This is a genomic window from Hymenobacter qilianensis, from assembly GCF_014489555.1.
Classification (GTDB): Bacteria; Bacteroidota; Bacteroidia; order Cytophagales; family Hymenobacteraceae; genus Hymenobacter; species Hymenobacter qilianensis.
In genome coordinates, this window is record NZ_CP060784.1 from 3,808,477 (window position 1) to 3,834,400 (window position 25,924).

Here is a 25,924-nt window from a genome sequence, read left to right on the forward strand (position 1 = left end):
AATTTCTATGTTCAGCTGGGCTTGAAAACACGGCTACCTCACAGAAAATTTTGCGCCTATGGATTTTTCAATTGCTTGGCAGAAGCTAAACCAAATTGGCCGCGACCTCATGGCCGCGTTGCCCAACATTGCTATTGGGATAATTGTATTCTTGCTGTTCATGTTGCTGGCCCGCGGCGTGCGCGCCGGGGTGCGACGCGTTACGCGCGGGATGCGGCAGAATCAGAGTCTGCCGCTGTTACTGAGCCGTCTGGCCTACGTGGCCATGATTATTCTAGGCATCCTCGTAACGGTGACTATCATTCTGCCCGGCTTCACACCCGCTAGTCTGGTGAGCGCTTTAGGCGTGGGCGGTATAGCTATTGGCTTCGCTTTCAAGGATATCTTTCAGAACTTTCTGGCTGGTATCCTGCTACTGCTTACCGAGCCCTTCAAGATTACCGATCAAATTAAGTACAAGGACTTTGAGGGTACCGTAGAATCCATTCAGATGCGTGCCACCACCATCAAAACCTATGATGGCCGCCGAGTGGTTATTCCCAACGCGGAGCTGTTTACCAACGCCGTGACTGTCAATACGGCCTACGACATGCGCCGCTTGCAGTATGACGTAGGCATTGGCTACGGCGACGACATAGCCCAGGCGCGCAAGCTAATGCTGGAAGCAGTGGAAGAAGTAGAAGGGATACTGCGCGAGCCGGCACCCGAAACGCTGGTAATGGAGCTGGCGGAGAGCAGCGTGAACATTCGGGTGCGGTGGTGGGTTAATCCGCCGCGCCAGGCCGACGTGCTCGATGCGCAGGATAAAGTGCTGGAAAGCATCAAAAATAAGCTTACTGCTAATGGCATCGATATGCCATTCCCGACTCAGCAGATCCTGCTACACGACCAGACCGAAGTGACGGATGGTGACCGCCGTACCCAGCGCGAAGGCTGGCCCGCCGGCAAGGGCGATGTGCCGCTTGCCCGTGCCGCGGTACCCGAGCCTAAGCTGAAGGAGGAAGCATAGCTTCGCTCCGGGCCCATATCCAGATAAAATGCCCCCCAAGGCTTACTGCTACTTTTGCTTCAGGGGCACATCCTGCAACACGGACTGTGGGCCGTCGCTCGTGTTTTTGAGAATGCTCAGGTCGCCGCCGGTTTCTAGTACCACTGCGGCGGCATCCGCCAAGCTGGCCACGCCTTGTTCGCGTAAGCCCGCCAGAATCTCTGCTTCGGTAACCCGTTCAGCCTTAAGCGCTGCCGACAAAAAAGCCCCCTGATACACCAAAAGCGTCGGCTCGGACTTAATGAGCTTGCTCACCGTTTTAGAGCGCACAGACAGCCAGGTTAAGGCATATTGCAGAAAAATCAGCAGGGCAAACGCGGTAAGCCCATCGGCCAGCGGGACGCTTTTGTTGAGCAGTACAGTGGCCAGGGTAGAGCCGAGCGCCACGGTAACTATTAAATCAAAGGCGTTCATCTTGGTCAGCGTTCGTTTGCCTGACAGGCGAAGCAGCACAATTAGCCCAGCGTATGCCGCCATTCCAATGACCAGCGTACGGGCGATGCTTGTCCAGTTTGAGAAGAAGAATTGTTCCATAGCATAGGTGGGTTAGGTCGGTTTATATAAGCTACAACGCTTATGCGGTGTACGATAGGTGAACTAGCTCAAGTAAGCAGGCAGCGCAGTTCAGGGCATCTTCGGAGTCAGAAGTTGCTGCTGGCTTGGCTGCATTTTCAGGATTCAAGCAATGCTAGCCGCTCGCGTACCTGGGTGCGCTCGTACTCTGTGTGGAGCGTACGCTCAGCCGCCTCACCGATCAGGCCCCGCTGCTGGTGCAGTACCAGTATGCGCCTGGGGTCGTTGGTGCGCTGCCCGATAACTGAAAGTGCCGTAAGCAGGCGCAGGTAAATGGCCACGTTGCCGTCGGCACAGACACAGATCTGGTCGAAAGCGGTGGTTACGAACTGCTCGAACGAGGGGCGCACTGCCACCACGCGCACACGATTGTTGTTAGTGCGCAGGGGGCTGGCAAGCTGGCGGTCGGCCAGCTGCGCGACCAAAGAGCCGAGATGGTCAATGCAGATGATGGCCGTAGTGGTGTCGTTGACGCCCGGCGAGAGGGCCTTCAGGGCAATATCCACGATTTGCCGCAGGCCAAAGCCAGCATCCTGTTCGATGGTACGCTGACTGCCCAAGCCAAACCTAGAATTGATCTGGTCGGTTAGCTTGTCATCCAGCGCGGGCGCTTCCCCCTGATAAACGGCCACCGATGCCAGCGCCGCACCGCGCGCTACAAAACCGCCGATGCCGTGCTCCATGCGTATCACGCCGTGCAGGTTGCGCGCTAAGTCCAGCAGGCCCTCTTCATCCACGCTCTGCACGTACCCATTCGTTCGGGAAGGAACGGTCAGCCAGCTGAGCTGGCCGGCCTGGCGCAGTAGCTTCTGAGCTTCGTCTGCATCTGCTTCTTGTCCAAGCTGTTCGGGAAACAGGCGTTTGATGGCGGCTTCCGTTTCTTCGGTTGCGTTGCGCACAATATTGGATGCCTGAATGGAATTGGCGATGTGGTGGATAAAGAAAATAAGCACCCCAATACTGACCAGGGCCAGCACCAAACCCATCAATACCGCCAGGGAGGGAATAAAGCTGCCTTCGTCGCCACCGCGGATGGTGCGCAGCACGATGAGGCAGTACACGAAAATGCTGACAAAGAAGCCCAGCACCATCTGATTGGCCCGGTCGCTCATGAAGTTGCGTAGTACCCGCGGGGTGTATTGGCTGGATACCTGCGCCAGTGTGCTCAGCGTAAGCGAGAAAATCAGGCCGGCCACCGTAATCATGGAGCCGGCAATGGCCGTGAGCACGCCGCGCGCACCGTCGGAGCCGGCCCCAAACAGTAAGGGGTATTCCTCCAGCCAGTCGTGCTCAATGCGTAAATCGATGAACACCAAAGCAAAAGCCAGCAAAATGGCCCCCGCAACCATCAGAGTTGGGATAAACCATAAGCTGGCATCCAGATTCAGCCAAAGCGCGCGAAGTCGGTTCATACCCTAGTAGGTACTGCCGAGTATGCGCTAAGGTTGTTGCTTGCTGCTAAGTTGAAGGCTGCTACTCGATTTCCTTTAGCAGCTGCCGCCGATAGTTGGCCAGAATAGTGGATTTGAGCAGGAAGCCCAGATACAGGCCATTGCGAACCACGGGCAAGGCCCAGGCATCGTGGTGTTCCATCTCGCTGAGCGTATCGAGCAGGCTATCTTCCGGTTGGACAACTGCCACCGGCGGCGTCATCAGGTCGCTGACGTAGGTGGTAGTGTAGTGCTCGTCGTCGAAGAGGGCGTCGCGCACTGTGTCGAGCGAGACGATGCCCACGAGCTTATTATCGGCATCGACTACCGGAAACAGGTTGCGGGTGGCATGACGGAAAATATCGACTAGCTCGCCTAGGGTGGTTTCGGGATGGACTGGTACGAAATCGTTTTGTACCAGGGAAAGCGGCTCCAGCTGCGCGAGCAGGCCTCGGTCGCGGTCGGCGTGCATATGCACACCGCGCTGTACCAGCTTGCGGGTGTACACGGAATAAGGCTCGAAGTATTTGGTAATCAAGTAGGAGCTGGAAGTAACCACCATCAGGGGCACAAACAAAGCGTAGCCGCCGGTAATCTCAGCAATCAAGAAGATGGCTGTAAGGGGAGCGTGTACTACGCCGGCTAGCGTGCCCGCCATGCCCAGCACCACAAAATGTACCTCCGATACGGGATACCAGCCGCTCATATTAATCAGGCGGGCCAGCAAAAAGCCCCCAGCGCCCCCGTAAACAGAGATGAGCCGAACATACCACCATTGCCCCCCGAGCCGATGGTGACGCAGGTAGCAAACACCTTAAGCAACATGCTGCTGGCTACCACCAGCAGCAGCAGCCACACGTTCTCGTCGCGGTAAACGGCGAAAATGGATCCTTCTACCAGTCCTTCCGGCCGCCCTTGGAGCAGCATCTCTACAATGTTGTAGCCTTCGCCGTAGAGCGGCGGAAACAAAAACACCATGATGCCCAGCGTGAAGCCGCCAAACACCACCTTGCGAAAAGTGCCGGGAAACCGCTCAAAGTACTTGTCGGAAGCAAAATAAATGCGAATCATGTACACCGACAGGAGCGCGGTGAACAAGCCCAGCATCAGGTAGGAGGGCACGGCTTCTACTGGCCAGGTAGTGGTAATCAGCACGAAGGGCTGGCCCGCGTACAGGGCCTTGGAAACCACCGTGGCTGTAGCCGAGGAAATAAGCAGCGGAATAAAAAACGGCGCCGACAGCTCCGACAGAATTACTTCTACTGCAAACAAAACTCCCGCAATAGGGCTGTTGAAGATAGCCGCTACGCCAGCCGCTGCGCCGCAACCCACTAGCAGGCGCCGCTCGCGGCGACCCACGCGCAGAATGCGCCCGATGTTAGACCCCAGGGCCGAACCCGTTACGGAAATAGGTGCCTCCAGACCCGCCGAGCCGCCAAACGTGACAGTGAGAAAGGAGGAAATGGCCTGCGAATACAGCTTACTGCGTGGCACCACGCTGCCCTGACGGGCAATATTATAAAGAATGGGCCCGATTCCCCGGCTCAACGTGCCGCCCAGCGCATAGCGCGTAAATAGCACCGTGAGCCCGATGCCAAGCATGGGATATAGGAACAGGGCAAAGACCCGATTTTCTTCGGGTACCCAGGAGTACAGCAGGTTCTGGGCCGAATGAACGGAGCTTTTGAGTGCCACCGCCGCCAAACCTGCCCCAATTCCGACCAGCACGCTCACCAGAATCAGGTAGACCCGGTCGTTGACGTGGCGTAGTCGCCACAGCAACAAAGGACCTATTAAACGGTGAAAGGAACTCTTCGGCATGGCAAACGACAACTACAAGCAGCGCTCGATCCGCAAGAAACCGGCCACTAATACAATGTACAAGCAATAAAACGAATAAGCAGCCTCGTGCTGACTAAGTATTAATTCGCCCCCGAAACAACGTAGCCTTCAGCCACTAGCATCGCTTTGCTGCCCTTCAGCAAGTCACTTTTCAACTCCAGGGTGCCACGCCGGTATTCTTCGGAATAGGCCCAGAGATAAATACGCAAGTCGGCGGAGGTAGTCCCCATCTTTTCGACGATAATGTAGGGCGTATGAGGGTCGCGGGTTTCAACGCCTTTGTGGCTGCTCACGTACTTGAGCAACATCTCTTCGATGCGGTCGGAAGTGGTTTCAGTCCCCATATCAACGCTAATCAGGAAGTCCTGCCGGATGAAGCCGTCGCGGGTATAGTTGGTCAGCGGCTCGCGCAGCACAAGGGCGTTGGGCAGGAAGATGTGCTTGCCATCAAAGGTCTTGATGAGCGTTGTGCGCAAATTCAGGGCTTCTACCTCGCCCATCAGATCCTTTACCTGCACGGTGTCGTGGATGCGAAACGGGCGGTTGAAGGCCAGCACTACGCCGGCCAGAAAGTTCTCGGCAATGTCTTTCAGGGCAAAGCCCACGATGAAAGCCGAAAGCCCGGCACCCGCCAGCATTCCACTAGCTACCCCCGACAGGCCGAGGACGTGCATGGCCAGCAATACCCCATCAGCAGCAGCGCCCAGCGGGTAAAGTTGGTCAGGAAATTGGCCAGCAGCGCGTCGTGGGAGCGCTTTCTGAGTCTGCTTCCCAGCAGCTGGCTTACGTGGTTGGCGATGGCCAACCCGATGGCCAGCACTATCAGAGCGATAAATAACTTAGGCAGTAGGTGCACAAACTGGTGCCAGTAGTCGATCAGCACCTCATTCAATTCGTCGATCATAGAGCAGTAGAAAACAAAATTTGCCCCCCAACTGGCGCTGGGTGGCATTTTTATAACCAAACACTAACAGTACGGCGGTAACTAACCCGAAGGTTGGGATTTGCCCCCCAGCAGCTGAGCGCAGTCGGGGCAAAGCCCGCTTGGAGCTTTGCTTTCCTGGTAACTTAGGAGGCGGGAGTGGCGGCTGCTTTTCTAGGCTTGAGGTATTTGGTGGCCTTCGTTTTCAGGTAGGTAGCAGCGGGTACCACGTGGTAGTTTGGGTTGACCGCAAACAGCTCCTGCTGCACGCCCACGTGGGTTTGGCCCAGAATAACCATCACACGCTTGGCCTTCGTTTTGTGCTGGGCCCGCAGAATATTGGAGTAGATTTTCAGGTTGCGGTTGTAGAACAACGTGATGTAGTGGGCACCAATGTAGGCTGTATCCACCTTCCCCAGATCGTTGGTGTTCGGGCCGGTGGCTGAGAAAGTGCCGTTGGTCACCATCGCGGGGTTATTAAACACCACGCGGTGGCTCATCGCCACCAGGTCGGGGTGGTTGGCCAAGGCGATGTAGTCGTAAATCGATAGGCTATCGTGTTGGGCCATCCGTTGCAGGGGGCGGGAGGTAATCTGCATTTCCTTCAGGCCTTTGTTGAAATAGTCGATACCATCGCCGGTGCTCAGCAGCGACTGAGAGGTAGAAGCGTAGTAATCGATGCAGGAGGGGCTGGGCAGCTGGAGCTGTTTGGCCATCGCAAACGCTACCTGGTAGCGCTCGCTGCGCCCGGTGCCCGAAGGCAGCGTGGTCAAATCAAGCTTTCCGTCGCGGTACAGCGCATACAAGCTGTCTATCCGGCCCTGTTCCGACGGCTCGGCTTCTATCATAATGGCATCGGGCCGGAACTTGAGCAGATGCTCCCGCAGCTTGGCTATTTCCGCCTGCTTCTTAGGATTGAACACGTCTGACTGGGGCTCCTTATTATAAATCCCCGCTAGGTGCGCAAAGCCCACTACCATAATTTCCGTGCGATCTTGCTTACCGTTCTGAGCAATGGCTCCGGTACACAGCAACAACATGATGAGGCTGAGCAAACCAATAAACTTCTTCGTAATACGGCTTTGCAGTTGATACAGTATCATAGAATAGAAGGGTGGATAAGGTTCGTGACAAATAAAGCATATAGTACCTTGTAAAACAAGCTACCTGATTTAAAATATCTGTAACGAGAAGTATATAGCGCCTTAACAGCGACAACTACCGGCTCGGAACGCAATATTATTCTTTAACTAAAGCGGGCTTATTCAGCCAAAGCCGAAAAGCCACAGTGCCCACAGCGTAGGCCACCGCATCAAATGGATCGGCAACGGCAGTGGTGGAGAAGTAAGGCAAGATTCCTTCAAACCACAGCGATACGTAGACCCAGGCGGCAATCAGCCAGGTGTTGGGAAACACGAAAGTGCGGGAGTGGGCCACAAAGCGCCGCTGCGCGGCCAGCGCCAGGCTAAGCATGACGGGCATGGCCGCAAGGTCGCCTAAATAGGAGGTGAGCAGCGCGGGCAGAGGCCAGTGGAGCAGATAGCGGTTGAGCAGGTAGCCTGCATACAGAAGCACGGCGACGATAAACAGTGGATGTCTGAATTCGGGCCAGCGCTTCATATCAACCTGCGACCACTGTCACCACCCAGATAATGAAAGACAGAATGGCCGCGAATGCCAGCTGCCCGCCCCGAACGATGGTTTTGAAAAAGCGCGCTAGGCCCTTGTCCTCTGGCTTTATTTCCATTAGAATAAGGGACGACGTCTTCTGGTTTTCCAGCTCGTTGCGTTGGATCGCACTTTGATGGGCCCGCGGATCGAGTAGCTCGCCGCAGTGCTCACAGCGGTCAGTTGGGTTGTGCTGCCACGCGGACCACTGCTGGCAGTGCGGACACTTTTTGGAAGCAAGTAAAGGAGTATCAGCCATCTGTAGAGTACGCACAACTAGGGCGGCAAGGTTAAATAACGTAAAAAAGACCCAAGCCGCTGTATAGTGGAGCTTGGGTCTTTTTTACGTTATCGGACCAGTTTTCCGGCAAAATCAGGAGGTATTACAGCTCCATAATATCCTCGTTCCACAGCGTGGGCTCGGCTTCAATGAATTCCTGCATCATCTGCACGCACTCGTCCAGATCCACGATTTCGACCTCCACGCCGTGCGACTCCAGAAACTCCTGCGACTCGCCAAACGTGCGCGACTCGCCCACCACTACTTTCGGGATTTTGAACTGTACGATGGTGCCCGCGCACATAAAGCAGGGCATGAGGGTGGTGTACAGCACCGTGTCGCGGTAGGTGCGCTGGCGGCCGGCATTGTAGAGGCAATCCATCTCGCCGTGCTTGATGGGATTATTTTCCTGCACTCGTTTATTGCGCCCGCGGGCCACAATTTGCCCCCACGCACCAGCACCGAGCCAATGGGAATACCACCCTCCCGGCGGCCCTGGCGCGCCTCGTCGATGGCGGCTTGCATGAATTCGTCCATAAGTAAAAGTCGTAGGAACACGCTATGGCGCGTTCAATTGTTGAGTGAGATTATGCCGACAAAGAACGGTTATTCGATTTGGATACCGAACGCGACGGTCAGGTTTCTACCGTGCACAAATGCCTTTATAGGGGCAATACTGACACCTTAACAGATCATCCGTTTTGCGAATCGGCTCGGCGGGGTCCAGAATGCGGTGCACGAAGTTGGTCAGCAACTCTTGGCCTTTGTCGAGAAAAGAAGTGCCGTCTTCGGTCAGAAAACCCATGTCGGCCGTCATGGGACCGGCGCTGAGGTTACGTAGTGAAATGATGGCGGCATCGGCGGCGGGGCGGCCGGAGCGCTCCAGCATGAAGCGGTAAAGCCAAAGCTGCCGCACCTTGTCGGCGGAGGGCGTGGCGTCGGTGAGCAGGCGTTGGGTGGCGGCCGTGGCGTCTTCGCCCCGCTTTTGCAGACGCAGCTCGTGGGCGTGTACCAGGCCGGTTTTGTAGTCAACCACGCGCAGACGGCCGTCGGGCAGCTCGTCGAGGCGGTCGGCGATGCCGTAGAGGCGCAGTTGTAAGGTGTCGCCGCCGGGTAAGGTGACAGGAATTTCGGCCTGCAATATTTCTTCTAAGCCGCTGATTTGCAGCGGTAAGGCACCGACTTGCTCCGGTAAGCCTTCGAGGTAGCGACGCACGAGCTGAGCGGCCACCTGGCCCAGTACGTGGTTCAGCCCTTCATCGGGGCGGGCGTGTCGCTCGTCTTCTTCCTGGCGCATGGCCTGGGCAACTTCGGTGGGCACTTGCTGAAGCAGGGCAGGCAGATCGGGGGCCGTCAGGGGCGTTTTTCCTGGGCGAAAGGCCGCAGCAGGTTTTCCAGCACTTCGTGCACCACCGTGCCGAAGCCATCAGCGCCAAGCTTTTCTTCTACTTCTTCGGCTTCCTGAAACTTAGCCAGGCGGGCAAAATAGAATTGGAGAGAGCAGTTCAAAAACTGATTCAGCGCCGAAGGTGAAAGACCACGAATAAGCACCCCGCGCAAGGCGGTGAGCATGTCGAAATCCTTTTCCAGCACAAGGTCACCGACGGGCGTTTGGGTAATTGTGTCACCTTCTACTGCCTCATTATCAGCGCTGTCGGCCATAACCGTGGCGACTACATCGCGCAGCACCAATCCTGGATTCTGGGGGCTAAATCGTTCTCAATCTGAAGCAAAAAGCGGCTTCTCTCGCCCGTGCGGGTGCCTTCGGCGCCCGGCAGTACGTGCAGCAGATCCACCTTGCGGGCGCGCTGAAGCAGGCGCCAGAACTGGTGGGCGGTGGCAGCTTCGTGGTCGGCGTAGGTGGGCAGGTTGAACTCGCGCAGCACGTCGTAGGGAAAGAGCGAGTTGCTGCGCTTGGGCGCGGGCAACACGTTCTCGTTGCAGCTCAGAATAATGACGTGGTCAAAATCCAGAGCGCGGGTTTCGAGCAAACCCATCACCTGCACATCGGCAATGGGCTCACCGCTGAAAGGCAAGCGTGTGCGGGCCATTTGCTCGTACAGAAACCGCCGAAACGAGCGCACCGACAGGCGCTGCTCCCGGCAGTCGAACACCGAATCGAGCCGCTTAACTAGGGTAAAAAACAGGTATAGATATTCCGCCTCCATAGCCGAATGCTGGTCCTGGTAAGCTTTTTTAAGCAGATCAATGAGCGTGTAGCAGGCGGCAATAATATCGTCGCAGGTATCCCAGGTAGCGAATAAAGCGTCCACGAGCGGGTGCTGCTTGCCCAGCTGCAGCAGCTCGCTGGCCGGCAGCAGCACGGCGTTGCGCTTGATAATCTGGTTGCACACCTGTTCGAGCAAACCGTGATACTGGGGGGCATTTTCCTGCTTGTCGAGCCACTGCTGATAGCGGCGCAAAAACGGGTGCTGGAGCAGCTTCGTGACGGCTAGGTGGTGGTAGCGCGGCACCCCGTAGCCCGTCTCGGGCGAGCCTTCACGGATGCCGGTCAAATGCACCTCAAACAGCAGATCCACCAAGTTGAACAGGGGCGTGCTCTGGAAGCTCAAACCCATGGTCACGTTGTACTCGGGTACGGCCTCGGGGGCAAACCGTGCAGCACGGGCAGCAGCAAGGTCTCGTCGGGCAGCACGATGGCGACTTTGGCCCGCGGGTTTTGCAGGCGCGAGGCCGCCAGCAGCTGGCCCGCCACTTTGCCCTGCATGCTGGCATTGGCGACGCCCACAAACTGGATTTCGCGTGGCAGCGTGCGCAGCAGATCGGGTAGGGCGCCGGTGGTGCTGGCGAAGCTCTCGGGGGCAAATCCCACTTGGTGCGGTAGCGGCGCAGGTGCTGGCCGGCCCTGTTGGGCGAGTCCTGCTCCAGGTAAAACGCGTCGCCGTCGAAGCGGACTTCGGCGCGGCCTTGCTTGAGGAGCAGGCGAATTAGTTTTTCTTCGGCTTTGGATAAAGAACCTAAGCCCAGAAATATGTGCTGGGGGGCTTTTTGGCCATTGTTTAGCATGTTTTGCACATGCTCCACGGCCAGTCGGTAAGCTAGGCCGGGGTAGGCTACGCCCTGTTGCTCCATGCGCTTACGCAGGCGCCAGTACACTTTTTCCAGGTCGTCCCAGAAGCGAAAGTAAGCGACGGTAGTGCTGGCCGGCGCGGGCATTTGCTCCAAGGCCCAGCGCTCCAGTGCTTTAGCTTCGGTGAGATAATCGAAGACTTTGGCAGGATAAGCCAGGTTTTGGTCGAGATTGGAAAAGTCCTGCAACAGCAGCCCCGACCAGCCCACAAACTGATCGAAATCCAGCTTCTTGTCGATGTCGCGCAGGATATCGAATAGCATGAGCTGCAAGGCAATAGGCTCTTCTACCTGCACACCGGCCAGCTCCACCATGTAGTCTTCCATGGCCGCGATGCGCGGGCTCCACAGCGCCGTGCCTACTTCCGTGGCCAGGGCCAGCTCGTTTTTCAAGTACACCACGGCCCGCCGCGTAGGCACCACTACTACCACATCCGACAGCTCCGAGCCCGGATAGCGCGCCACCAGGTCGCGGGCCGCCTGGGTCAGGAAGGCTACGGGAGCGGCCTCGGCAGCGGCAGGCGAAAGGGAAGCGGCAAGGGCAGGAGAGGTGGTATAAGACATGGAGGTAGAAGATGATAAATGCCCGTGCGCTGATTATCCTAATGAGGAGCTTGCGTGCGGAGGCACGAAATATGCTGTTAGTCCGATAAAGTACAATTATTGAACACTCCGATTATGCGTCCGGTTCGTTGCTTACTGCTCATTATCTTAATTCTGGCTGCTTTTAACAGCTATGCGCAAATGGGCCGGCTGGGGGCAACCAGGTCCGTTGAGGAGTTTAAATTTAAATCCATTTTTGGTGCGCCCAAGAAAGATAGTACCCTGGCGTACTGCCTGCTGGGAACCGGCTTTTTCAAAAGCAGGCAGGCGCAAGGTGCCGACACGCTGATTGCCAGATGGATAAAGCAGCACCCAGCGGCGCGGGTAATACCCGTATCAACTATTCAATCAACGATGCTTGGAGCCGCCAACTCCAGCATGACCTACTGCTGGATAGTTGATAAGGAGGAAAATCTGAACGTGTACCTGATCCGAAACGGCTATTTTCCGGGGGGCACCATGCAGAAGCCTAAGACCGATGCGAAAACCTACATCAGCAAAAAGGATTACGAAGAGTTTATGCGCCAGATCCGGCTGGCAGAACTTTACGCCCAGAAAAAAAAGCTCGGCGTGTGGGTGAAGCAGTAGGTTGCGGTAACCCTCACGCTGGTTTGTAAATAATTTACGTACAATACTTTAGCAGCATAAAAGGCTGTAAAAAGGCTCGTCGGGTCAGGCTTCGCATACAATGCGCGCCTGGCCCGACGAGCCTTTTTTAGGCCGTGTACCAAAAAAAATTAATCAAACATTTAAAACATTCTCATAAAACGTGGGTTTAAGTCTCCAATCCTGCTCCAGGAAAAGCGAAGCCACTGGCTGGGCGTTTCAGAACATTGGCTGCCAGACCTGGCGAAATTTAACCTCACCGATTACTTTATGTCCGACGAAAACCCGCAGTGCACCGAGCAAAAAATAAAGGAAGCGGCGCGCAAGGTGTTTATAGTGAAGGGGTTCGACGGCACTACTACCCGCGACATAGCCGAGGTAGCCGGTATCAATCAGGCCCTGACGAACTATTATTTCCGCAGTAAGGAAAAGCTATTCAGGTTGATTTTTGAGGACATATACCGGGAGTACTTTCAGGAAATCTTCTGCATCATGGTCCAGCCCGTAGAGTTGCGAGTCAAGATTCCGCAGCTGGTAGAGGCGCACTTCAGCTTGTTTGATCAGAACCCGGATTTGCCCCTGTTTCTGCTCTCCGAGATGCGTCGGCATCCCAATTTGCTGACTCCGGCTAATTATGCGAATAAGGAAAGGCCAGTGTTCGTTTTCCTGCGCCAGCTACAGCAGGCTGCCGACGAAGGCCAGATTCGGCCGGTGGCGCCTATGCATGTGCTGCAGCTGGTAATGGCCAATATTCAGTTTATGTACCTGTCGCGGCCCATCACCATGGAAATTTCGTCCCTGGATGAGGCAGCTCACACCGAGTTCACGCGTCGTCATAAAGACATCGTTATTGATATGCTGATGAACTACCTCTTCATTTATTAAAAAAGCCCCCAGGCCGCAGGAGTTGGCTTAGCCAGCGCTACGGCGGCTGCTTTTTAGGTTGAATACTGATTACAAGATGAAGCATTTATTTGCCCCCCAGCGGTTTGCAGGCCGTGCGTTAATACTTAGCGTAGCACTAGTGTGTAGTTCGCTCTTTGGTTGGGCTCAATCGGGAAGACCGGGCGCGCCGGCGGCGTTGCCCGCCAACGCCACGCTGGAAGAGTGCGTGCAGTTTGCCCTGCGCAATCAGCCGCTGGTGCGGCAAGCGACGATTGATGAAGCTATTGGCGAGCGGCAAATCCGCATCGGCCTGTCTGATTGGCTGCCGCAGGTGCAGGGCGTGGGCTCGTATACCCGCAACCTGATTCTGCCCACCACCGTGCTGCCCAACTTTCAGGACCCCACGGCCGGGCAGCAGCTGGTGCGCATTGGCCTCAACAATACGTCGACCATAGGTTTGCAGGGCACTCAGCTATTGTACAGCAACGACGTGCTGCTGGCGGCCCGCTCCATGCGCTTTGTGAGGCTGAATAACAGCCAGAATACCACCGCTTTCAAGATTGACGTGGTAACCAACGTGAGCAAGGCGTTCTACGATATTCTGCTCACCCAGGAGCAGCTGCGGATTCTGGATGAGGCCATTGTGCGCCAGGAAAAGCAGCTCAAAGATGCTTTTGCGCAGTACGAGGTGGGCATTGCCGACAAGATCGACTACAAGCGCGCCTCCATTTCGGTGAAGAATGCCCGTGCCCAGCGCAAAACCACGGCCGAATCGTTGAAGGGCAAATACGCCACCCTCAAGCAGCTGATGGGCTATGCGCCCGAAAACAACCTGGCGCTGGCCTACGACACGGCCCGCATGATTCAGCAAACCCGCCTGGATACGACCCAGCAGCTCAGCTTCGAAAACCGCATTGAGGTGCAGCGGCTGTTGACCCAGAAGAAGCTGCAGCGCATTAACATCGACTATTACCGGCTGGGGTTTCTGCCCTCGCTTTCGGGCTTCGTGAACTACAACCGCGTGTATCAGAACAACGACTTTTCGGTTCTCTACGACCGCGCGTTTCCGAACTCTCAGGCCGGTTTGCAGCTGGCGCTGCCCATTTTTACGGGCACCCGCCGCACCCAGAACCTGAAAATCGCGGAGCTGCAGGATGAGCGCCTGGATCTGGATTTGTTCGACACCAAAAACCAGATCAACTCCGAGTACGAGCAGGCGCTGGCCACGTATAAAAGCGCTCTCAACGACCTGAGTACGCAGCAGGAAAACGCCCGCGACGCCCAGGAAATCTACGGCATCGTGAAGCTGCAATATGACGAAGGCATCAAAACCTACCTGGAAGTGATTGTGGCCGAAACCGATCTGCGCACTTCACAGCTTAACTATTACAACTCACTGTTTGCCGTGCTGGCCAGCAAGCTGGACGTGGAGAGGGCGCTGGGCACTATTGCGCTGAACTAATGATAATGGAAACTATGGTCGGTGTAGAGATGCAACATGTTGCGTCTCTCACGCCTTCGGATTATGTATCAATAAGAATTTGATCAATCAAAAAAGCCCCCAGCCCCTTGAAATTACCCCAATACCCTACAAACATCAACCCCATGAAGTGGAATCTAGTCCGGCTGCTGCCCTTTGTTATTGGCTCGGTAGCGGCTACGGCCTGCGGCTCGAAGAAAGAGGAAGCTGCGCAAAACGCCGCTCCGGCGGCCGTGCCCGTAACGGTGTACAACGTGACCGAGGAAAGCGTGGTGGGTATCGATACCTACCCCGGCACGGTGGTGCCGCTCAATGAGGTGGAGCTGCGGGCCGAAGTGAGTGGCTACCTGACCAAAAGCTACGTGCAGGACGGACAGCGCGTGACCAAGGGCCAGAAGCTCTACGAGATAGACCAGAGTCGCTACGCGGCGGCCTACCAATCGGCGCAGGCGCAGTTGCGTATCACGCAGGCCAACTATGAGAAGGCTGCCAAGGATGCTGAGCGCTACAACCGCTTGGCCGAGCAGGACGCCATTGCACGCCAGCGCGTCGACTACGCCACCACCGACGTGGCCAATGCCCGCGCCCAGATCAGCGCCGCCCAGGCCAACCTCGCCAACGCTGCCACCGATCTGCGCCGCTCCGTAATTATCGCGCCCTTCAACGGCACTATCGGGTTGGCGCAGGTGAAGCTGGGCTCATTAGTAACGCCTGGCACAACCCTGATTAACACCATCTCATCGGACAACCCCATTGCCGTCGATTTTCCGGTGAACGAGCAACTGATTCCGCGCTTCGCTAAGTTTCAGCAAGCCGCGGGGGCAATTCTGACTCGCTGTTTACCCTGGTGCTGGCCGGCGAGGAGCGCTACCCGGCACCCGGCAAAATCAACACCATTGATAGGGCCGTGGACCCGCAAACCGGTACCATCACCGTGCGGCTGCAATTCCCGAACACCGAGCGCACGCTGCGGGCCGGCATGAACGCTACGGTGCGGGTATTGAACGAAGACACTGGCCGCCAGCTTGTTATTCCGAGCAAAGCGGTAACGGAGCAGATGGGCGAATTCTTTGTGTACGTTGTCGGCGACAGTAGTAAGGTAAATCAGCGCAAAGTGCTGACCGGTACGCGCGTAAAGGATAAAATAGTAGTGCGCGAGGGCCTCAAAGCCAACGAGGTAATTGTCAGCGAAGGAATGCAGAATCTGCGTGAAGGCGCCACAGTGAAGATTGACGAGCCCGCCGCCCCGGTAGCCCAGGGAACGGCAGCAAAGTAATAAGTAGTGAGTACAACATTAGAACGTCATGCAGAGCCAAAGCGAAGCATCTCGCGTGCTGATGTTGGGTTACTACTCCAGCTAAACACGCGAGATGCTTCGCGGTGCTCTGCATGACCGGCTTTGCACTAAAAGGCACAACGACCGCAATGATTCACCAACTGAAGTCCAGCTAAGCTGACGCTTGGTGTTATAATTTTTAGAGTATGATATCTGACGTTTTTATTCGGCGACCGGTCACGGCCATCGTCATTTCGATAGTGATTGTGCTGCTGGGGGTGCTTTCTATCCTGAACCTGCCCGTCAGCCAGTACCCGAACATTTCGCCGCCGGTAGTGCAGGTGGCGGGCAGCTTCACGGGGGCTGATGCCCAAACGGTGGAGCAAACCGTAGTCACGCCCATCGAAACCCAGATCAACGGGACGCCGGGCATGGCCTACATGCAAAGTAATGCCACCAACGACGGCCGCATGAGTACCAACGTCACCTTTGATATTGGTACGAACATCGACATTGCCACCCTTGATGTGCAAAACCGCGTGAGCGTGGCCCAACCCACCTTGCCCGATGAGGTAAAGCGCCTGGGTCTGACGGTTAAAAAGCGTAACCCGACCGTGCTGATGGTGCTGGCTATTTACTCGCCGAAGCGCACCCACAGCACGGCCTTCCTCGATAACTACACCAACGTGTACGTCCGCGACGCCCTATTGCGCGTGCCCGGCGTGGGCGACGTAACCGCTCTGGGTCAGGACTTTAGTATGCGCGTCTGGCTCCAGCCCGACAAAATGGCCCAGCTTGGCCTGAGCGTAACCGAGGTGACCAACGCCCTGCGCGAGCAGAACGTGCAGGTGGCGGCTGGCTCCGTCGGCACGGCCCCGCAGTTCAGCTCCCAGGCCTTTCAGTACACGATTTTTGTGAATGGCCGCCTGAATCAGGTGGAGGAGTTCGAGGAAATTGTGGTGCGTACCAACCCTGAAGATGGCTCGGTGGTGCAACTCAAAGATGTGGCTCGGGTCCAACTCGGGCAGTTCGATTACTCGCGCTACAATACCACCAACGGCATCCCGACCACGCTGCTGCTCGTCAACCAGACGCCCGGCGGCAACGCCCTGCAAACGGCCGACGGAATCTATGCTACCATGGACGCCTTGCAGGAAAAATTTCCGCCTGACGTAGTGTATAGCGCAGCGTTTGAGTCGGTGACGGTGGTGCGCGTATCCATTCGGGAAGTGTTGCAAACGCTGGGCGAAGCGTTGTTGCTGGTGACGCTCGTTGTGTTTCTATTCCTGCAAAGCTGGCGCGCCACGCTTATCCCGATTCTGGCTATTCCGGTGGCTATTGTCGGCACGTTTATCTTCTTTATTCCGCTGGGCTTCACCATTAACACACTGACGCTCTTCGGCTTTGTGCTGGCCATTGGTATTGTGGTCGATGACGCGATTGTGGTGGTGGAAGCCGTGCAGCACTACATCGACAACGAGAAGATTTCGGCCCGCGAAGCTACCATGAAGGCCATGAAGGACATTACGGCCCCGGTTATTGCCATTGCCCTGATTCTGGCGGCGGTGTTCGTGCCGGTGGGCTTTATTCCGGGCATCGTGGGCAAGCTCTACCAGCAGTTTGCCATCACCATTGCCATTTCGGTGGTCCTGTCGGCGTTTATCGCCCTCACGCTGACACCAGCGCTATGCGCCCTGCTTATGCGCCCCACGGAGCAAAACGCCGACTCAAAAGGCCTGAATAAGCTGTTCTACCGGTTCAATATGTGGTTTGGCCGCACCACCGAATCGTACTCGATGGGCGTGCGCAAAGCACTGAAATTTGCCCCGATGGTGATGATTCTGCTGGCCTGCATCTACGCGGGTACCGTGGGCCTTTTCACCGCCAAGCCAACCGGCTTTATTCCGACGGAGGATGAAGGCCGCCTGTTTGTGTCCGTAGAATTGCCGCAGGGTGCGTCCAGTGCCCGCACCAAGCAGGTGCTCGATCAGATGTCGGAGATTATGCGCACCAAAGCGCCCGCCCTGCGCACCTACACGGCTGTGGGGGGCTTAAATGCCCTGAACTTCTCCTTCAAACCTAGCAGCGGCACCTTCTTTATCCAGCTGAAGCCCTGGGATGAGCGCAAGGACGAGTCGTTGCAGCTAGCGGCCGTTATTGCCGGTCTGCAAAAGGAGTTTTCGGTAATTAAGGGAGCCAATATTGTAGTTGTGCCGCCGCCGGCTATTCCGGGTTTGGGCAACACGGGCGGCTTCAGCTTTCAGTTGGAGCAGCGCGAAGGCTCTACTGATATTAAGGCGTTCGAAGCTACCGTTAACAAGTTTGTGGCGGCGGCCAATCAGCGGCCCGAAATCGGACGGGCGTTTACCTTCTTTACCGCCAAAACGCCTGGTTATCAAGTAACCGTAGATCGGGAGAAAGCCAAAAAGCTGGGCGTATCCCTGTCGAACGTGTTTACCACGATGTCAACATACATGGGTTCGGCCTACATCAACGACTTCACCAAATACGGCCGCAACTTCCGCGTCGTGGCCCAGGCCGATACCTTTTACCGAAAGGATATTGAGAATCTGGGGGGCTATTATGTGATGAATCAGCAGGGCCAGAACATCCCGCTGCGCTCCATCATCACGACCAAAGTGGTGGAAAATGCCCCCTGATTTCGCACTACAATCTGTTCCGCTCGGCGGAGATAAACGGCGACGCGGCCCCCGGCTACAGCTCCGGCCAGGCCATTAAAGCCCTGGAAGAAGTGGCCGCCGACGTGCTGCCTGCCGGCTACGGCTACGACTTCTCCGGTTTGAGCCGCGAGGAAATCAGCTCCGGCAACAGCACAATCATCATTTTCGGCCTCTCGATTATGTTCGTGTTCCTGCTGCTGGCGGCATTGTACGAAAGCTGGTCGGTGCCGTTTTCGGTGCTGCTGTCGGTGCCGCTGGGTGCGTTTGGGGCCATGGTGGCGCTGATTTTTCTGCCCAAGCTCACCAACAACGTGTACGCCCAGATTGGTCTGATTACCCTCATTGGTCTGGCGGCCAAAAACGCCATCCTGATCGTGGAATTTGCTAAGGAGCGCGTCGATATCGGCATGAACCTGATTGAAGCTACCATCGACGCGGTGAAGCTGCGCCTGCGGCCCATTATCATGACCTCGCTGGCCTTTATTCTGGGCGTGCTGCCGTTGGCGTTTGCTTCGGGCGCCGGCGCCGTATCGCGCCAGACCATCGGCTGGACGGTGACGGGCGGGATGCTGGCGGCCACGTTCCTGGCCATCTTCATCGTGCCGGTGCTCTACGTGCTCATCACCAAGTTCGCCTACGGCAAAAACCGGCTGGCCGAGCTGGAAGCCAGCTACGACCCCGCCGCCCACGGCCATGAGCAGCACGGTTCCAAAGAGCCAAATACGCCCCCACAGGTCCGGCCGGCCCCAGCAGCAACGGCCACGACATTGAGGAGCGCAAGCGCCGTAAGCAAACGCCCCCGAAATCGGAACATAAGGGATTTGCGCTGCGCAGTATCAGCAAACAAAAAGGCGAAGCTTCTTCTGACATGTCAGGAGAAGCTTCGCCTTTTATAATCAGTAAATCGCGGGCCTATTGTCGCCTTATAGCCAGCACGACGCGCTTATCCTCTTTAGGTACATCATTTCCCTTAGGGTAAGGCATAACTTCCTTTAAAATAATGTTGTACTGCTGGCCATTAGCTTGCACGGGTGCCACTGTATCATTGATGCCGCCTAAGCTTAGTGTGAGCGTCTGGCTGGCTCCGCTCTGGTCCTGGATGCCTAGGTTAGTATATACTACACCTGCCCAAAAGCAAATGACATCGGACGGGCAACGACTGTCGTTTACATCCTTGACGGTGATGGTCAGTTCCGGGGTGTTTTGGTTGGGCAGGGCCGCGCTTTGCTGAAAGCGCAACGTCACGGGCTGATTAAAGGCGGCCGTGAGTAGCGGGGTAGCATCTTCTTTTTGGCAACTAGCTAAGCCTGCGAGGCCTACAACGAACGAATAATAGAGCAACTTCATCGGGAAAATATAAAAGTCGAACCAGGAATGGTCAGTTATAGGGGAGAGTCTATCGGACGCCGCTTGGTTGCAAAGGGGAGTTAAATTGATTAGGACGTATTTGAGTTAGAAGCTAACATTGTGCACCATTTTCCCGACCCTAATGGCGAGAAGCGCCAGCAACTGCCGTGTTTTACACAATGTCAGTGCGTCAATAGCTGCTGAAAAGGAGAAGTAGAGAAGCCCGATCATAAATGCAACTTTGTTGCATTTATGATCGGGCTTCTCTACTTTTGGGTTGAAGGGTATTCTATTGGCTGCATGGCGCAAGCAGTTACCCTGTCACTCTCATGTCTGTAACTATGGCTTCCTCCTTTTCGAAACCGGCACCACAAGCAACCTACGATGTACTAATTATCGGCGGCAGTGCGGCTGGGCTGAGCGCGGCGCTGATGCTGGGCCGCTCGCTTCGCAAGGTGCTGGTTATCGACAGTGGCCAGCCCTGTAACCGGTACACGCCCCATTCACACGGGTTCATGACTCAGGATGGGGAGACGCCCGCGCAACTTTTGGCGCTGGCCAAAGCCCAAGTATTAGCATATCCAACGGTAACATTTTTGGAAAGCTTCGTCACTAGTCTCGCGCAGAATGAAAGCGGATTTATAGTGCAGACCGCCGAGCAGGTAGCTTTTTTGGCGCGCCGCGTATTGTTGGCAACGGGTGTTAAGGACCTGATGCCGCCGATTGAGGGGTTTGGGGAGTGTTGGGGCAAATCGGTGCTGCATTGCCCGTATTGCCACGGCTATGAGGTTCACAGCCAGCCATTAGGACTACTCGGAAATGGCGACGCGGGCTATGAGCTCGTGCGGCTGATTCAGAACTGGAGCAAGGACCTAACGTTGTTCACGAATGGCCCATCCACGTTGAATGAAGAGCAACGGCAGCAGGTACAGCAGTTGGGCATTCCCATTATGGAAGCGCCCATTGCACGGATCGAGCACCAAAACGGGCTCATGCAAGCCATTCATTTGCAAGATGGTTCTCGCGTGCCGCTAACCGCCGTATTTGCCCGCGTTCCGTTTCGACAACATTCCGATCTGGCGGAGCAACTAGGCTGCGAACTGACTGCTACCGGGCTCATTGCCGTGGCGGAGTTTGGCCAAACCAGCGTGCCGGGCGTGTATGCGGCCGGGGATAATAGCAGCCCCATGCGCCAACTAACCATGGCCAGCGCCAGCGGCGTGAAAGCAGGCAGCTGGATAAACCGCGAATTGATTGATGAAGACTTAGCCGCGGTACCTGCTATTGCGCCGAAAACCGAAACGCGGCCGGCGTAACGCCCGTCTTGTTTTTGAACAGGCGAGTGAAGTACTGCGGATACTCGAAGCCAAGTTGAAAGGCCGTTTCGTTGATGGAAAGCGAGGTGGTGAGCAGCAGGCGTTTCGCTTTTTCAATCAGACCGTGGTGCAAATGCTGCTGGGTGGTTTGCCCCGTCAGGCTGCGCAGCATGTCGCTGAGGTAGGCCGGCGACACCCGCAGCTCGTCGGCAAAGTGCTGCACGGTGGGCAAGGGCTGCTCGCCTTCCTCGGCGAAATACGTAGTAAGCAGGGCCTCAAAGCGGGTAAGCAGGTCGTGCTCGGCCGTGCGACGCGTAAGAAACTGCCGGTGATAGAAGCGGTTGGCGTAGTTGAGCAACACCTCCAGCTGGCTTACCAGCACATCCTGGCTGAAGGTATCGATGGGTTGCTCGTATTCGCTTTGAATTCCGTGCAGGATGTCATCCAGCAGGCTTTCCTCGCGGGCCGATAAGTGCAGGGCTTCGTGCAGTTCATAAGAAAAGAAGCCGTAGCTGGCTATTTTCTTACCCAGAGGGTATTTCAATAATAAGTCCGGGTGGAAGACCAGCATCCAGCCGCTTATTTCGGAGGTGTCGAGGGTTTCGCTGACCGCAAACACCTGGCCCGGCCCCAGGAAGACCATGACGCCCTCGCTGAAATCGTAGGATTGGTGTCCGTAAAATAGCTGGCCCTTAAGGTTGCGCTTCAACGAAACAGTATAGAGCTGCTGCACTACGGGCGTCATCACCCGCGGCAGGTTGCGGCAAGCCGCCAGGTCGATGAGCGTGAGCAAGGGATGCGCGGGAGCAGGCAGACCGTAAAACCGGGTATAGTCGGTGACGGTAGACAGTACCCGAAACTCTTTCGTGGGCTGTTTCATGATCTTAAAAAGTGACTGCTTTTCCGCCGTTCGGCTTTGCATACGTGTGGCTGAGCAACAAACGGCGGAAAAGGACAGTAGAGTAATCGATACTAAAAACCAGCCGGATAAGCCGCTCCGGCCGCGCTGCCCACGGGCATAATGGCGTCCAGCGCGGCCAGCTCAGCGGCGCTTAAGCTAATACTGGCGGCGGCCACGTTGGCTTCGAGGTACTTGCGGCGCTTAGTGCCCGGAATGACGACCACATCCTGAGCCAGGACCCAGGCCAGCGCCAGCTGTGCCGCCGTTACGCCTTTCGTTTTCGCCAGGTCAGTAAGCTTCTCAACCAGCCGAATGTTTTTGTAGAAGTTCTCGCCTTGGTAGCGCGGAAAAATGCGGCGCGAGTCGTTGGCCTCGAAGTCGTCGGGGGTTTTAATCTCACCCGACAAAAAACCGCGTCCCAAGGGTGAATAGGCCACAAAGCCAACGCCCATTTCTTTGGCCGCTGCAATTATTCCTTCTTCTACGCGGCGGTCAAACAGGGAATACTCGCTTTGCAGGGCCGTAATGGGGTGCACCTGGTGCGCGGCGCGCAACACATGGGCGGGCACTTCAGATAGGCCCAGGTAACGCACTTTGCCTTCCTCCACCAGACGGCTCATGGCGCCCACGGTTTCCTCAATGGGCGTATTGGGGTCTTGGCGGTGCAGGTAATAAAGGTCCACGTAATCAGTGCCCAGGTTGCGTAAAGAGCGTTCAATGGACTTGCGCACGTAGTCGGGGCGGCCGTTGTAGCTGCCAGTCCAGGTTTCGTTGTCGTCTACTTCGAAGCCAAACTTGGTGGCCACGATATACTGGTCGCGCTTGCCGGCAATGGCTTTGCCCACGAGGCGCTCGTTGTGCATGGGGCCGTACAAATCGGCGGTGTCCAGCATGGTTACGCCCAGCTCCAGCGCCCGATGCAGGGTAGCCAGGCTTTCCGCTTCATCGGCTTCGCCGTAGATACTCATGCCATTCACGCCGCCGGTCATGCCCATGCAGCCGAGCCCTTCCACGGCCACTTCCAGCCCTTGGCTTCCTAATGCTACTTTTTTCAGTGTGCTCATCTTGTGGTTTGGTTAGCGTAAAAATGAATTGCTTTCTTACGCTACAAAGGTGAGGCGGCGCCCTGCGGCCGGACTTACACAAAAACCGGTTTCTGCAACACAAAACGCTGCCGTTGTTTTGCTCTTCCCGTACTTTGGTAGAGTCTTCCAGAATGCTTCTGCCTCGGTCTTTATGTTGCTGTTTATGAAAAAGCTGGTTTCTGTAGCCCTGCTGTGCTTCGTTGCCCAATCCGTTGTTGCTCAGATTCAAACCCTGCCGCTGTATACGGGCACCATTCCGAACTCCAAGCCCAGCAGCGTGCAGGAATCCAGCGTGACGCTGCCCAATGGCGGCGTGCGCATTTCCAACGTGGTGCAGCCCACGCTCACGGTATTTTTGCCCCCAGCGACAAAGCCAACGGCACCGCTGTGGTAATTTGCCCAGGCGGCGGCTACGCGCGTCTTTCCATCGACCACGAGGGCTACGATGTGGCCAAGCGGCTGAATGAGATGGGCGTCGCGGCCTTCGTATTGAAATATCGTTTGCCCAATGACCAGAGCCAGCCCGACAAGTCTATTGCACCCTTACTCGATGCCCAGCAGGCCCTGCGACTGGTGCGCCAGCAGGCCAACAAGTTTAACATCAGCCCCAGCCGCGTCGGGCTGATGGGATTTTCGGCTGGGGGCATTTAGCTTCTACGGCCGGCACTCAGTTTGCCCAGCCCGCAGGCCAGCCCACCGACAAAACCACGTCCGTGCGCCCCGATTTTCTGGTGCTCATGTACCCGGTTATCAGCTTCACCGATAGCCTGAAGCACGCCGGCTCGCGCACCAACCTGATCGGCGAGCAGCCCACCGCCGCCCAAATCCGGCTTTACTCCAACGAAACCCAGGTGACGGCCCAAACGCCCCCCACGTTTCTGGTGCACGCCCAGGACGACGCCACGGTGCCCGTGATGAACAGCATTGTTTTCTATGAAGCCTTGCTGCGCCACAAGGTGCCCACCGAAATGCACCTGTACCCGCGCGGCGGCCACGGCTTCGGCCTGAAAAACAATACCACCCAGGAAGATTGGAGCGCCAGTCTGCAAAACTGGCTGGGGTCGAATGGATGGTTGAAAAAGTAGCTACGCTTTATTAAATCACCGCTTAATTGGTGACACGGGAGGGTCCCAATGTCTAACATGTTGCGGCATTTGTGACAAGCTCGGTTTCTGTCGGTACAATGTCATTGTACAAAAATACCCGTCCAAGCTGGACGGGTAGTTTTGCAGAAGGAGGTACGGAATACCTTATTTACTCACGGCAATACGCTTGGATTGGGTTTTGCCGTTCGCTGTTACTTTGTAGTAATATATGCCGCTGGGTAAGTCAGATCCATTCAGAATAACCGAATTAGTTACTCCGGCTTTGGCCTGCCCATCAAACAATGTGGCTACGCTAGCACCCTTTGAGTTATATACTTTCACTAAGGCGTGGCCACTCTTTGCAACCGCGAAAGTGATGGTGGCATTGCGACCTGTGGGGTTGGGGTAAGCTTCGGTTCGAATCGCATCCTGTGAAATTGCTTTAACCGAATTAGCGCTGGTGACGGCTTGTGAAGATGCTTTTGCCGACGTTGGGGCGACAATAGAGGTGGTAGCTACGGGACAAGTGTTTGTTTTATTATCACAAGTGGTAGCTTCTGAAGTACAACCATCAACGGTTGCGGTAACACTAAAGCCTATACCCGCTACTAAATCTTTGAACTCCAGCGCGCCCGTGGTTGCGTTCACCGTAGGACTTTTAGCAGTACCACCTGGTTGTATAAGTGAATAGGTTGCTCCTGTTATGGGACAGAGTACTGTTATATAGGGTTTTGCTACTGGTCCGCAAAGGGTAGCCTCTGTTATACTTATAACTGGTCTGGCTACTACTGCCGGCTCAATGATAGTTGCCGAATAGGTTGCAGTACAATTGGCAGCATCAGTTACCGTTAAGTCATATGTCCCAGCACCGAGGTTAGTGCGATCTTGTGGATCATTTGTGCCTGGAAGGTCAGCCCAGTCATAAGTAAAGGGAGCTACGCCGCCAAAAACACTGATGTCAATAGCACCCTTGCCTCCATTACAAGCTATTTGAGTTACCAGACCACCAGCACTTAAGCCAGTAGAGACTGCAATGGCTGGCAGAGTCCCACATTTGGGCGCGATTAAGGAAGATTCAAGTGGGCAAGTGCTTTTTGGCGATGCATCTGTCCAGGCTAGGAATAAATTGGTAAGGTCTATTGTCTCGCCGCACTCATACGTAATTTGGTTTCCGGTTATACCGGCGTCAGAATTAGTTGAGTCAATCTCTACATCAATTACATTAACACCAAAGGGCAATTCCGTAGTGGTGTTTTTCAATATCTTGCCGTCACAGCCTGATACTTCAGCTTGATAAACCACATTTCCATATTTGCTTGTGATTACTATATCCCCCCAAAAAGCAAAGCTGGTCCGAGTGGAACCTGTCTTGTTGGCAATGGCTAGCAACAACGGCGCAGTTATCGCTTCACCTGGTTGACAGGATTGACACGCCTCAACGTCCAGCCTAGCACTAACTAGTTCCAAATCTTTGGAGGTACACCTGTCTTCAGAGGGTAAAACTACTGATTGGGCAGAAGAAGTACCAGCCATTAGCAAAAAGGCCACAAATGTCAAGGCAACCCGCCACGTTGCTTTTGGCAGGAGACCAGTAAAAGATTTGTTTTCTGATGACACTTTAGTACTGCCATTCTCTGCAGTAGTGAAAAGCATTAGACAAGGAAAGAAGAGCTTTTTCATGATTTGTGGTGTGTGAAATAGAGGGAATGGGGTAGGAATCGAGAAAGCAGCATACCAAGGCACCAGTAATAGATTCTTAGCCCTGGACCAGAAGAGCGAAAAGCGTGAGTGGGTCTGAAGACTCTT

At 55.7% G+C, this 25,924-nt stretch carries 24 protein-coding genes and 4 pseudogenes; 10 read left to right on the forward strand and 18 right to left on the reverse strand.

What is annotated here, in order from left to right; translation table 11 throughout:
• Positions 1-58: 58 nt before the first annotated feature.
• The gene (locus H9L05_RS17160; protein WP_187731959.1) at positions 59-1,009 is read left to right on the forward strand and encodes a mechanosensitive ion channel family protein; all 951 of its coding nucleotides are present in this window, start codon (positions 59-61) and stop codon (positions 1,007-1,009) included.
• Between the two features lie 48 nt (positions 1,010-1,057).
• Here the strand turns inward: H9L05_RS17160 and H9L05_RS17165 are convergent, their stop codons facing one another.
• The 14 genes and pseudogenes from H9L05_RS17165 to H9L05_RS24075 all read right to left on the reverse strand — a co-directional run bounded on the left by H9L05_RS17165 (position 1,058) and on the right by H9L05_RS24075 (position 11,417).
• A complete protein-coding gene (locus tag H9L05_RS17165) occupies positions 1,058-1,582 on the reverse strand; it encodes a DUF421 domain-containing protein (protein WP_187731960.1) in 525 nt (174 codons plus the stop codon).
• A gap of 137 nt (positions 1,583-1,719) precedes the next feature.
• Complete coding sequence (locus H9L05_RS17170; RefSeq protein ID WP_187731961.1) at positions 1,720-3,033, reverse strand: DUF2254 domain-containing protein; 1,314 nt, start codon at positions 3,031-3,033, stop codon at positions 1,720-1,722.
• Between the two features lie 61 nt (positions 3,034-3,094).
• Positions 3,095-3,613: a CBS domain-containing protein gene (locus tag H9L05_RS25235; RefSeq protein WP_394368499.1), complete on the reverse strand. Its 519-nt coding sequence runs from the start codon at positions 3,611-3,613 to the stop codon at positions 3,095-3,097.
• A gap of 27 nt (positions 3,614-3,640) precedes the next feature.
• Positions 3,641-4,872, reverse strand: a pseudogene (locus H9L05_RS17180) (chloride channel protein); the annotation flags it as partial.
• Between the two features lie 101 nt (positions 4,873-4,973).
• Positions 4,974-5,567, reverse strand: coding sequence for a mechanosensitive ion channel family protein (locus tag H9L05_RS17185; RefSeq protein WP_187731964.1), 594 nt, complete (start codon positions 5,565-5,567; stop codon positions 4,974-4,976).
• Positions 5,540-5,797, reverse strand: coding sequence for a mechanosensitive ion channel family protein (locus H9L05_RS17190; RefSeq protein WP_187731965.1), 258 nt, complete (start codon positions 5,795-5,797; stop codon positions 5,540-5,542). Before H9L05_RS17190 ends, H9L05_RS17185 begins: the two co-directional genes overlap by 28 nt.
• 164 nt (positions 5,798-5,961) lie before the next feature.
• A complete protein-coding gene (locus H9L05_RS17195) occupies positions 5,962-6,918 on the reverse strand; it encodes a DUF5694 domain-containing protein (protein WP_223284529.1) in 957 nt (318 codons plus the stop codon).
• 136 nt (positions 6,919-7,054) lie between these two features.
• Positions 7,055-7,390: a magnesium citrate secondary transporter gene (locus H9L05_RS17200; RefSeq protein WP_187731966.1), complete on the reverse strand. Its 336-nt coding sequence runs from the start codon at positions 7,388-7,390 to the stop codon at positions 7,055-7,057.
• A 46-nt stretch (positions 7,391-7,436) separates the two neighbouring features.
• Positions 7,437-7,757, reverse strand: a complete 321-nt coding sequence (locus H9L05_RS17205; protein WP_187731967.1) for a hypothetical protein — start codon at positions 7,755-7,757, stop codon at positions 7,437-7,439.
• Positions 7,758-7,866: 109 nt separating this feature from the next.
• Positions 7,867-8,300 (reverse strand): annotated as a pseudogene (locus H9L05_RS17210) (nucleoside deaminase).
• A gap of 106 nt (positions 8,301-8,406) precedes the next feature.
• Entirely contained in the window at positions 8,407-9,084 is a 678-nt protein-coding gene (locus H9L05_RS24065) for a RecB family exonuclease (protein ID WP_262892564.1), read from the reverse strand.
• 32 nt (positions 9,085-9,116) lie between these two features.
• The gene (locus tag H9L05_RS25240) at positions 9,117-9,425 is read right to left on the reverse strand and encodes a PD-(D/E)XK nuclease family protein (RefSeq protein WP_262892565.1); all 309 of its coding nucleotides are present in this window, start codon (positions 9,423-9,425) and stop codon (positions 9,117-9,119) included.
• An 11-nt stretch (positions 9,426-9,436) separates the two neighbouring features.
• Complete coding sequence (locus tag H9L05_RS24070) at positions 9,437-10,342, reverse strand: hypothetical protein (protein WP_223284530.1); 906 nt, start codon at positions 10,340-10,342, stop codon at positions 9,437-9,439.
• On the reverse strand, positions 10,287-11,417 hold the full coding sequence (locus tag H9L05_RS24075) for a hypothetical protein (protein ID WP_223284531.1): 1,131 nt from the start codon (positions 11,415-11,417) through the stop codon (positions 10,287-10,289). The genes H9L05_RS24070 and H9L05_RS24075 overlap by 56 nt, the downstream gene beginning before the upstream one ends.
• Positions 11,418-11,531: 114 nt before the next feature.
• On the opposite strand from H9L05_RS24075, the gene H9L05_RS17220 reads away from it, so the two are divergent.
• The 6 genes and pseudogenes from H9L05_RS17220 to H9L05_RS17240 all read left to right on the forward strand — a co-directional run.
• Positions 11,532-12,044, forward strand: a complete 513-nt coding sequence (locus H9L05_RS17220) for a hypothetical protein (protein ID WP_187731968.1) — start codon at positions 11,532-11,534, stop codon at positions 12,042-12,044.
• A gap of 288 nt (positions 12,045-12,332) precedes the next feature.
• Positions 12,333-12,947, forward strand: coding sequence for a TetR/AcrR family transcriptional regulator (locus H9L05_RS17225; protein ID WP_187731969.1), 615 nt, complete (start codon positions 12,333-12,335; stop codon positions 12,945-12,947).
• 139 nt (positions 12,948-13,086) lie between these two features.
• The gene (locus tag H9L05_RS17230; protein ID WP_187731970.1) at positions 13,087-14,409 is read left to right on the forward strand and encodes a TolC family protein; all 1,323 of its coding nucleotides are present in this window, start codon (positions 13,087-13,089) and stop codon (positions 14,407-14,409) included.
• Positions 14,410-14,552: 143 nt separating this feature from the next.
• Entirely contained in the window at positions 14,553-15,410 is an 858-nt protein-coding gene (locus H9L05_RS17235; protein WP_262892566.1) for an efflux RND transporter periplasmic adaptor subunit, read from the forward strand.
• Positions 15,323-15,703 carry an efflux RND transporter periplasmic adaptor subunit gene (locus H9L05_RS25245; protein WP_262892710.1) on the forward strand — a complete coding sequence of 127 codons (381 nt, stop codon included), beginning with the start codon at positions 15,323-15,325 and terminating at the stop codon, positions 15,701-15,703. Before H9L05_RS17235 ends, H9L05_RS25245 begins: the two co-directional genes overlap by 88 nt.
• Positions 15,704-15,909: 206 nt before the next feature.
• Positions 15,910-19,064: pseudogene (locus H9L05_RS17240) on the forward strand (efflux RND transporter permease subunit); the annotation flags it as partial.
• Between the two features lie 232 nt (positions 19,065-19,296).
• Here H9L05_RS17240 and H9L05_RS17245 read toward each other — a convergent pair.
• Positions 19,297-19,731 (reverse strand): hypothetical protein, encoded by a 435-nt coding sequence (locus H9L05_RS17245; protein ID WP_187731971.1) that lies wholly within the window; start codon positions 19,729-19,731, stop codon positions 19,297-19,299.
• 341 nt (positions 19,732-20,072) lie between these two features.
• On the opposite strand from H9L05_RS17245, the gene H9L05_RS17250 reads away from it, so the two are divergent.
• Positions 20,073-21,047, forward strand: coding sequence for an NAD(P)/FAD-dependent oxidoreductase (locus tag H9L05_RS17250; RefSeq protein WP_187731972.1), 975 nt, complete (start codon positions 20,073-20,075; stop codon positions 21,045-21,047).
• Here the strand turns inward: H9L05_RS17250 and H9L05_RS17255 are convergent.
• Positions 21,013-21,927, reverse strand: a complete 915-nt coding sequence (locus H9L05_RS17255) for a helix-turn-helix domain-containing protein (protein WP_187731973.1) — start codon at positions 21,925-21,927, stop codon at positions 21,013-21,015. The genes H9L05_RS17250 and H9L05_RS17255 overlap by 35 nt on opposite strands.
• Positions 21,928-22,019: 92 nt before the next feature.
• Positions 22,020-23,012: an aldo/keto reductase gene (locus tag H9L05_RS17260; RefSeq protein WP_187731974.1), complete on the reverse strand. Its 993-nt coding sequence runs from the start codon at positions 23,010-23,012 to the stop codon at positions 22,020-22,022.
• A 184-nt stretch (positions 23,013-23,196) separates the two neighbouring features.
• Here H9L05_RS17260 and H9L05_RS26375 point away from each other — a divergent pair, with 184 nt between their 5' ends.
• Both H9L05_RS26375 and H9L05_RS17265 read left to right on the forward strand, forming a co-directional pair.
• Entirely contained in the window at positions 23,197-23,427 is a 231-nt protein-coding gene (locus H9L05_RS26375; protein ID WP_317174998.1) for a hypothetical protein, read from the forward strand.
• Positions 23,421-24,118, forward strand: a pseudogene (locus tag H9L05_RS17265) (alpha/beta hydrolase). Before H9L05_RS26375 ends, H9L05_RS17265 begins: the two are co-directional and overlap by 7 nt.
• A 165-nt stretch (positions 24,119-24,283) precedes the next feature.
• Here the strand turns inward: H9L05_RS17265 and H9L05_RS17270 are convergent.
• Positions 24,284-25,798: a T9SS type A sorting domain-containing protein gene (locus H9L05_RS17270; protein WP_187731975.1), complete on the reverse strand. Its 1,515-nt coding sequence runs from the start codon at positions 25,796-25,798 to the stop codon at positions 24,284-24,286.
• Between the last annotated feature and the right edge of the window lie 126 nt (positions 25,799-25,924).

Bases quoted from the DNA above. Each gene is read 5' to 3' on its own strand.
- H9L05_RS17160 (WP_187731959.1), top strand. From the start codon at position 59: ATGGATTTTTCAATTGCTTGGCAGAAGCTAAACCAAATTGGCCGCGAC.
- H9L05_RS17165 (WP_187731960.1), bottom strand. From the start codon at position 1,582: ATGGAACAATTCTTCTTCTCAAACTGGACAAGCATCGCCCGTACGCTG.
- H9L05_RS17170 (WP_187731961.1), bottom strand. From the start codon at position 3,033: ATGAACCGACTTCGCGCGCTTTGGCTGAATCTGGATGCCAGCTTATGG.
- H9L05_RS25235 (WP_394368499.1), bottom strand. From the start codon at position 3,613: ATGGTGGTTACTTCCAGCTCCTACTTGATTACCAAATACTTCGAGCCT.
- H9L05_RS17185 (WP_187731964.1), bottom strand. From the start codon at position 5,567: ATGCACGTCCTCGGCCTGTCGGGGGTAGCTAGTGGAATGCTGGCGGGT.
- H9L05_RS17190 (WP_187731965.1), bottom strand. From the start codon at position 5,797: ATGATCGACGAATTGAATGAGGTGCTGATCGACTACTGGCACCAGTTT.
- H9L05_RS17195 (WP_223284529.1), bottom strand. From the start codon at position 6,918: ATGATACTGTATCAACTGCAAAGCCGTATTACGAAGAAGTTTATTGGT.
- H9L05_RS25240 (WP_262892565.1), bottom strand. From the start codon at position 9,425: ATGGCCGACAGCGCTGATAATGAGGCAGTAGAAGGTGACACAATTACC.
- H9L05_RS24070 (WP_223284530.1), bottom strand. From the start codon at position 10,342: ATGGGTTTGAGCTTCCAGAGCACGCCCCTGTTCAACTTGGTGGATCTG.
- H9L05_RS24075 (WP_223284531.1), bottom strand. From the start codon at position 11,417: ATGTCTTATACCACCTCTCCTGCCCTTGCCGCTTCCCTTTCGCCTGCC.
- H9L05_RS17220 (WP_187731968.1), top strand. From the start codon at position 11,532: ATGCGTCCGGTTCGTTGCTTACTGCTCATTATCTTAATTCTGGCTGCT.
- H9L05_RS17225 (WP_187731969.1), top strand. From the start codon at position 12,333: ATGTCCGACGAAAACCCGCAGTGCACCGAGCAAAAAATAAAGGAAGCG.
- H9L05_RS17235 (WP_262892566.1), top strand. From the start codon at position 14,553: ATGAAGTGGAATCTAGTCCGGCTGCTGCCCTTTGTTATTGGCTCGGTA.
- H9L05_RS17245 (WP_187731971.1), bottom strand. From the start codon at position 19,731: ATGAAGTTGCTCTATTATTCGTTCGTTGTAGGCCTCGCAGGCTTAGCT.
- H9L05_RS17250 (WP_187731972.1), top strand. From the start codon at position 20,073: ATGGCTTCCTCCTTTTCGAAACCGGCACCACAAGCAACCTACGATGTA.
- H9L05_RS17255 (WP_187731973.1), bottom strand. From the start codon at position 21,927: ATGAAACAGCCCACGAAAGAGTTTCGGGTACTGTCTACCGTCACCGAC.
- H9L05_RS17260 (WP_187731974.1), bottom strand. From the start codon at position 23,012: ATGAGCACACTGAAAAAAGTAGCATTAGGAAGCCAAGGGCTGGAAGTG.
- H9L05_RS26375 (WP_317174998.1), top strand. From the start codon at position 23,197: ATGAAAAAGCTGGTTTCTGTAGCCCTGCTGTGCTTCGTTGCCCAATCC.
- H9L05_RS17270 (WP_187731975.1), bottom strand. From the start codon at position 25,798: ATGAAAAAGCTCTTCTTTCCTTGTCTAATGCTTTTCACTACTGCAGAG.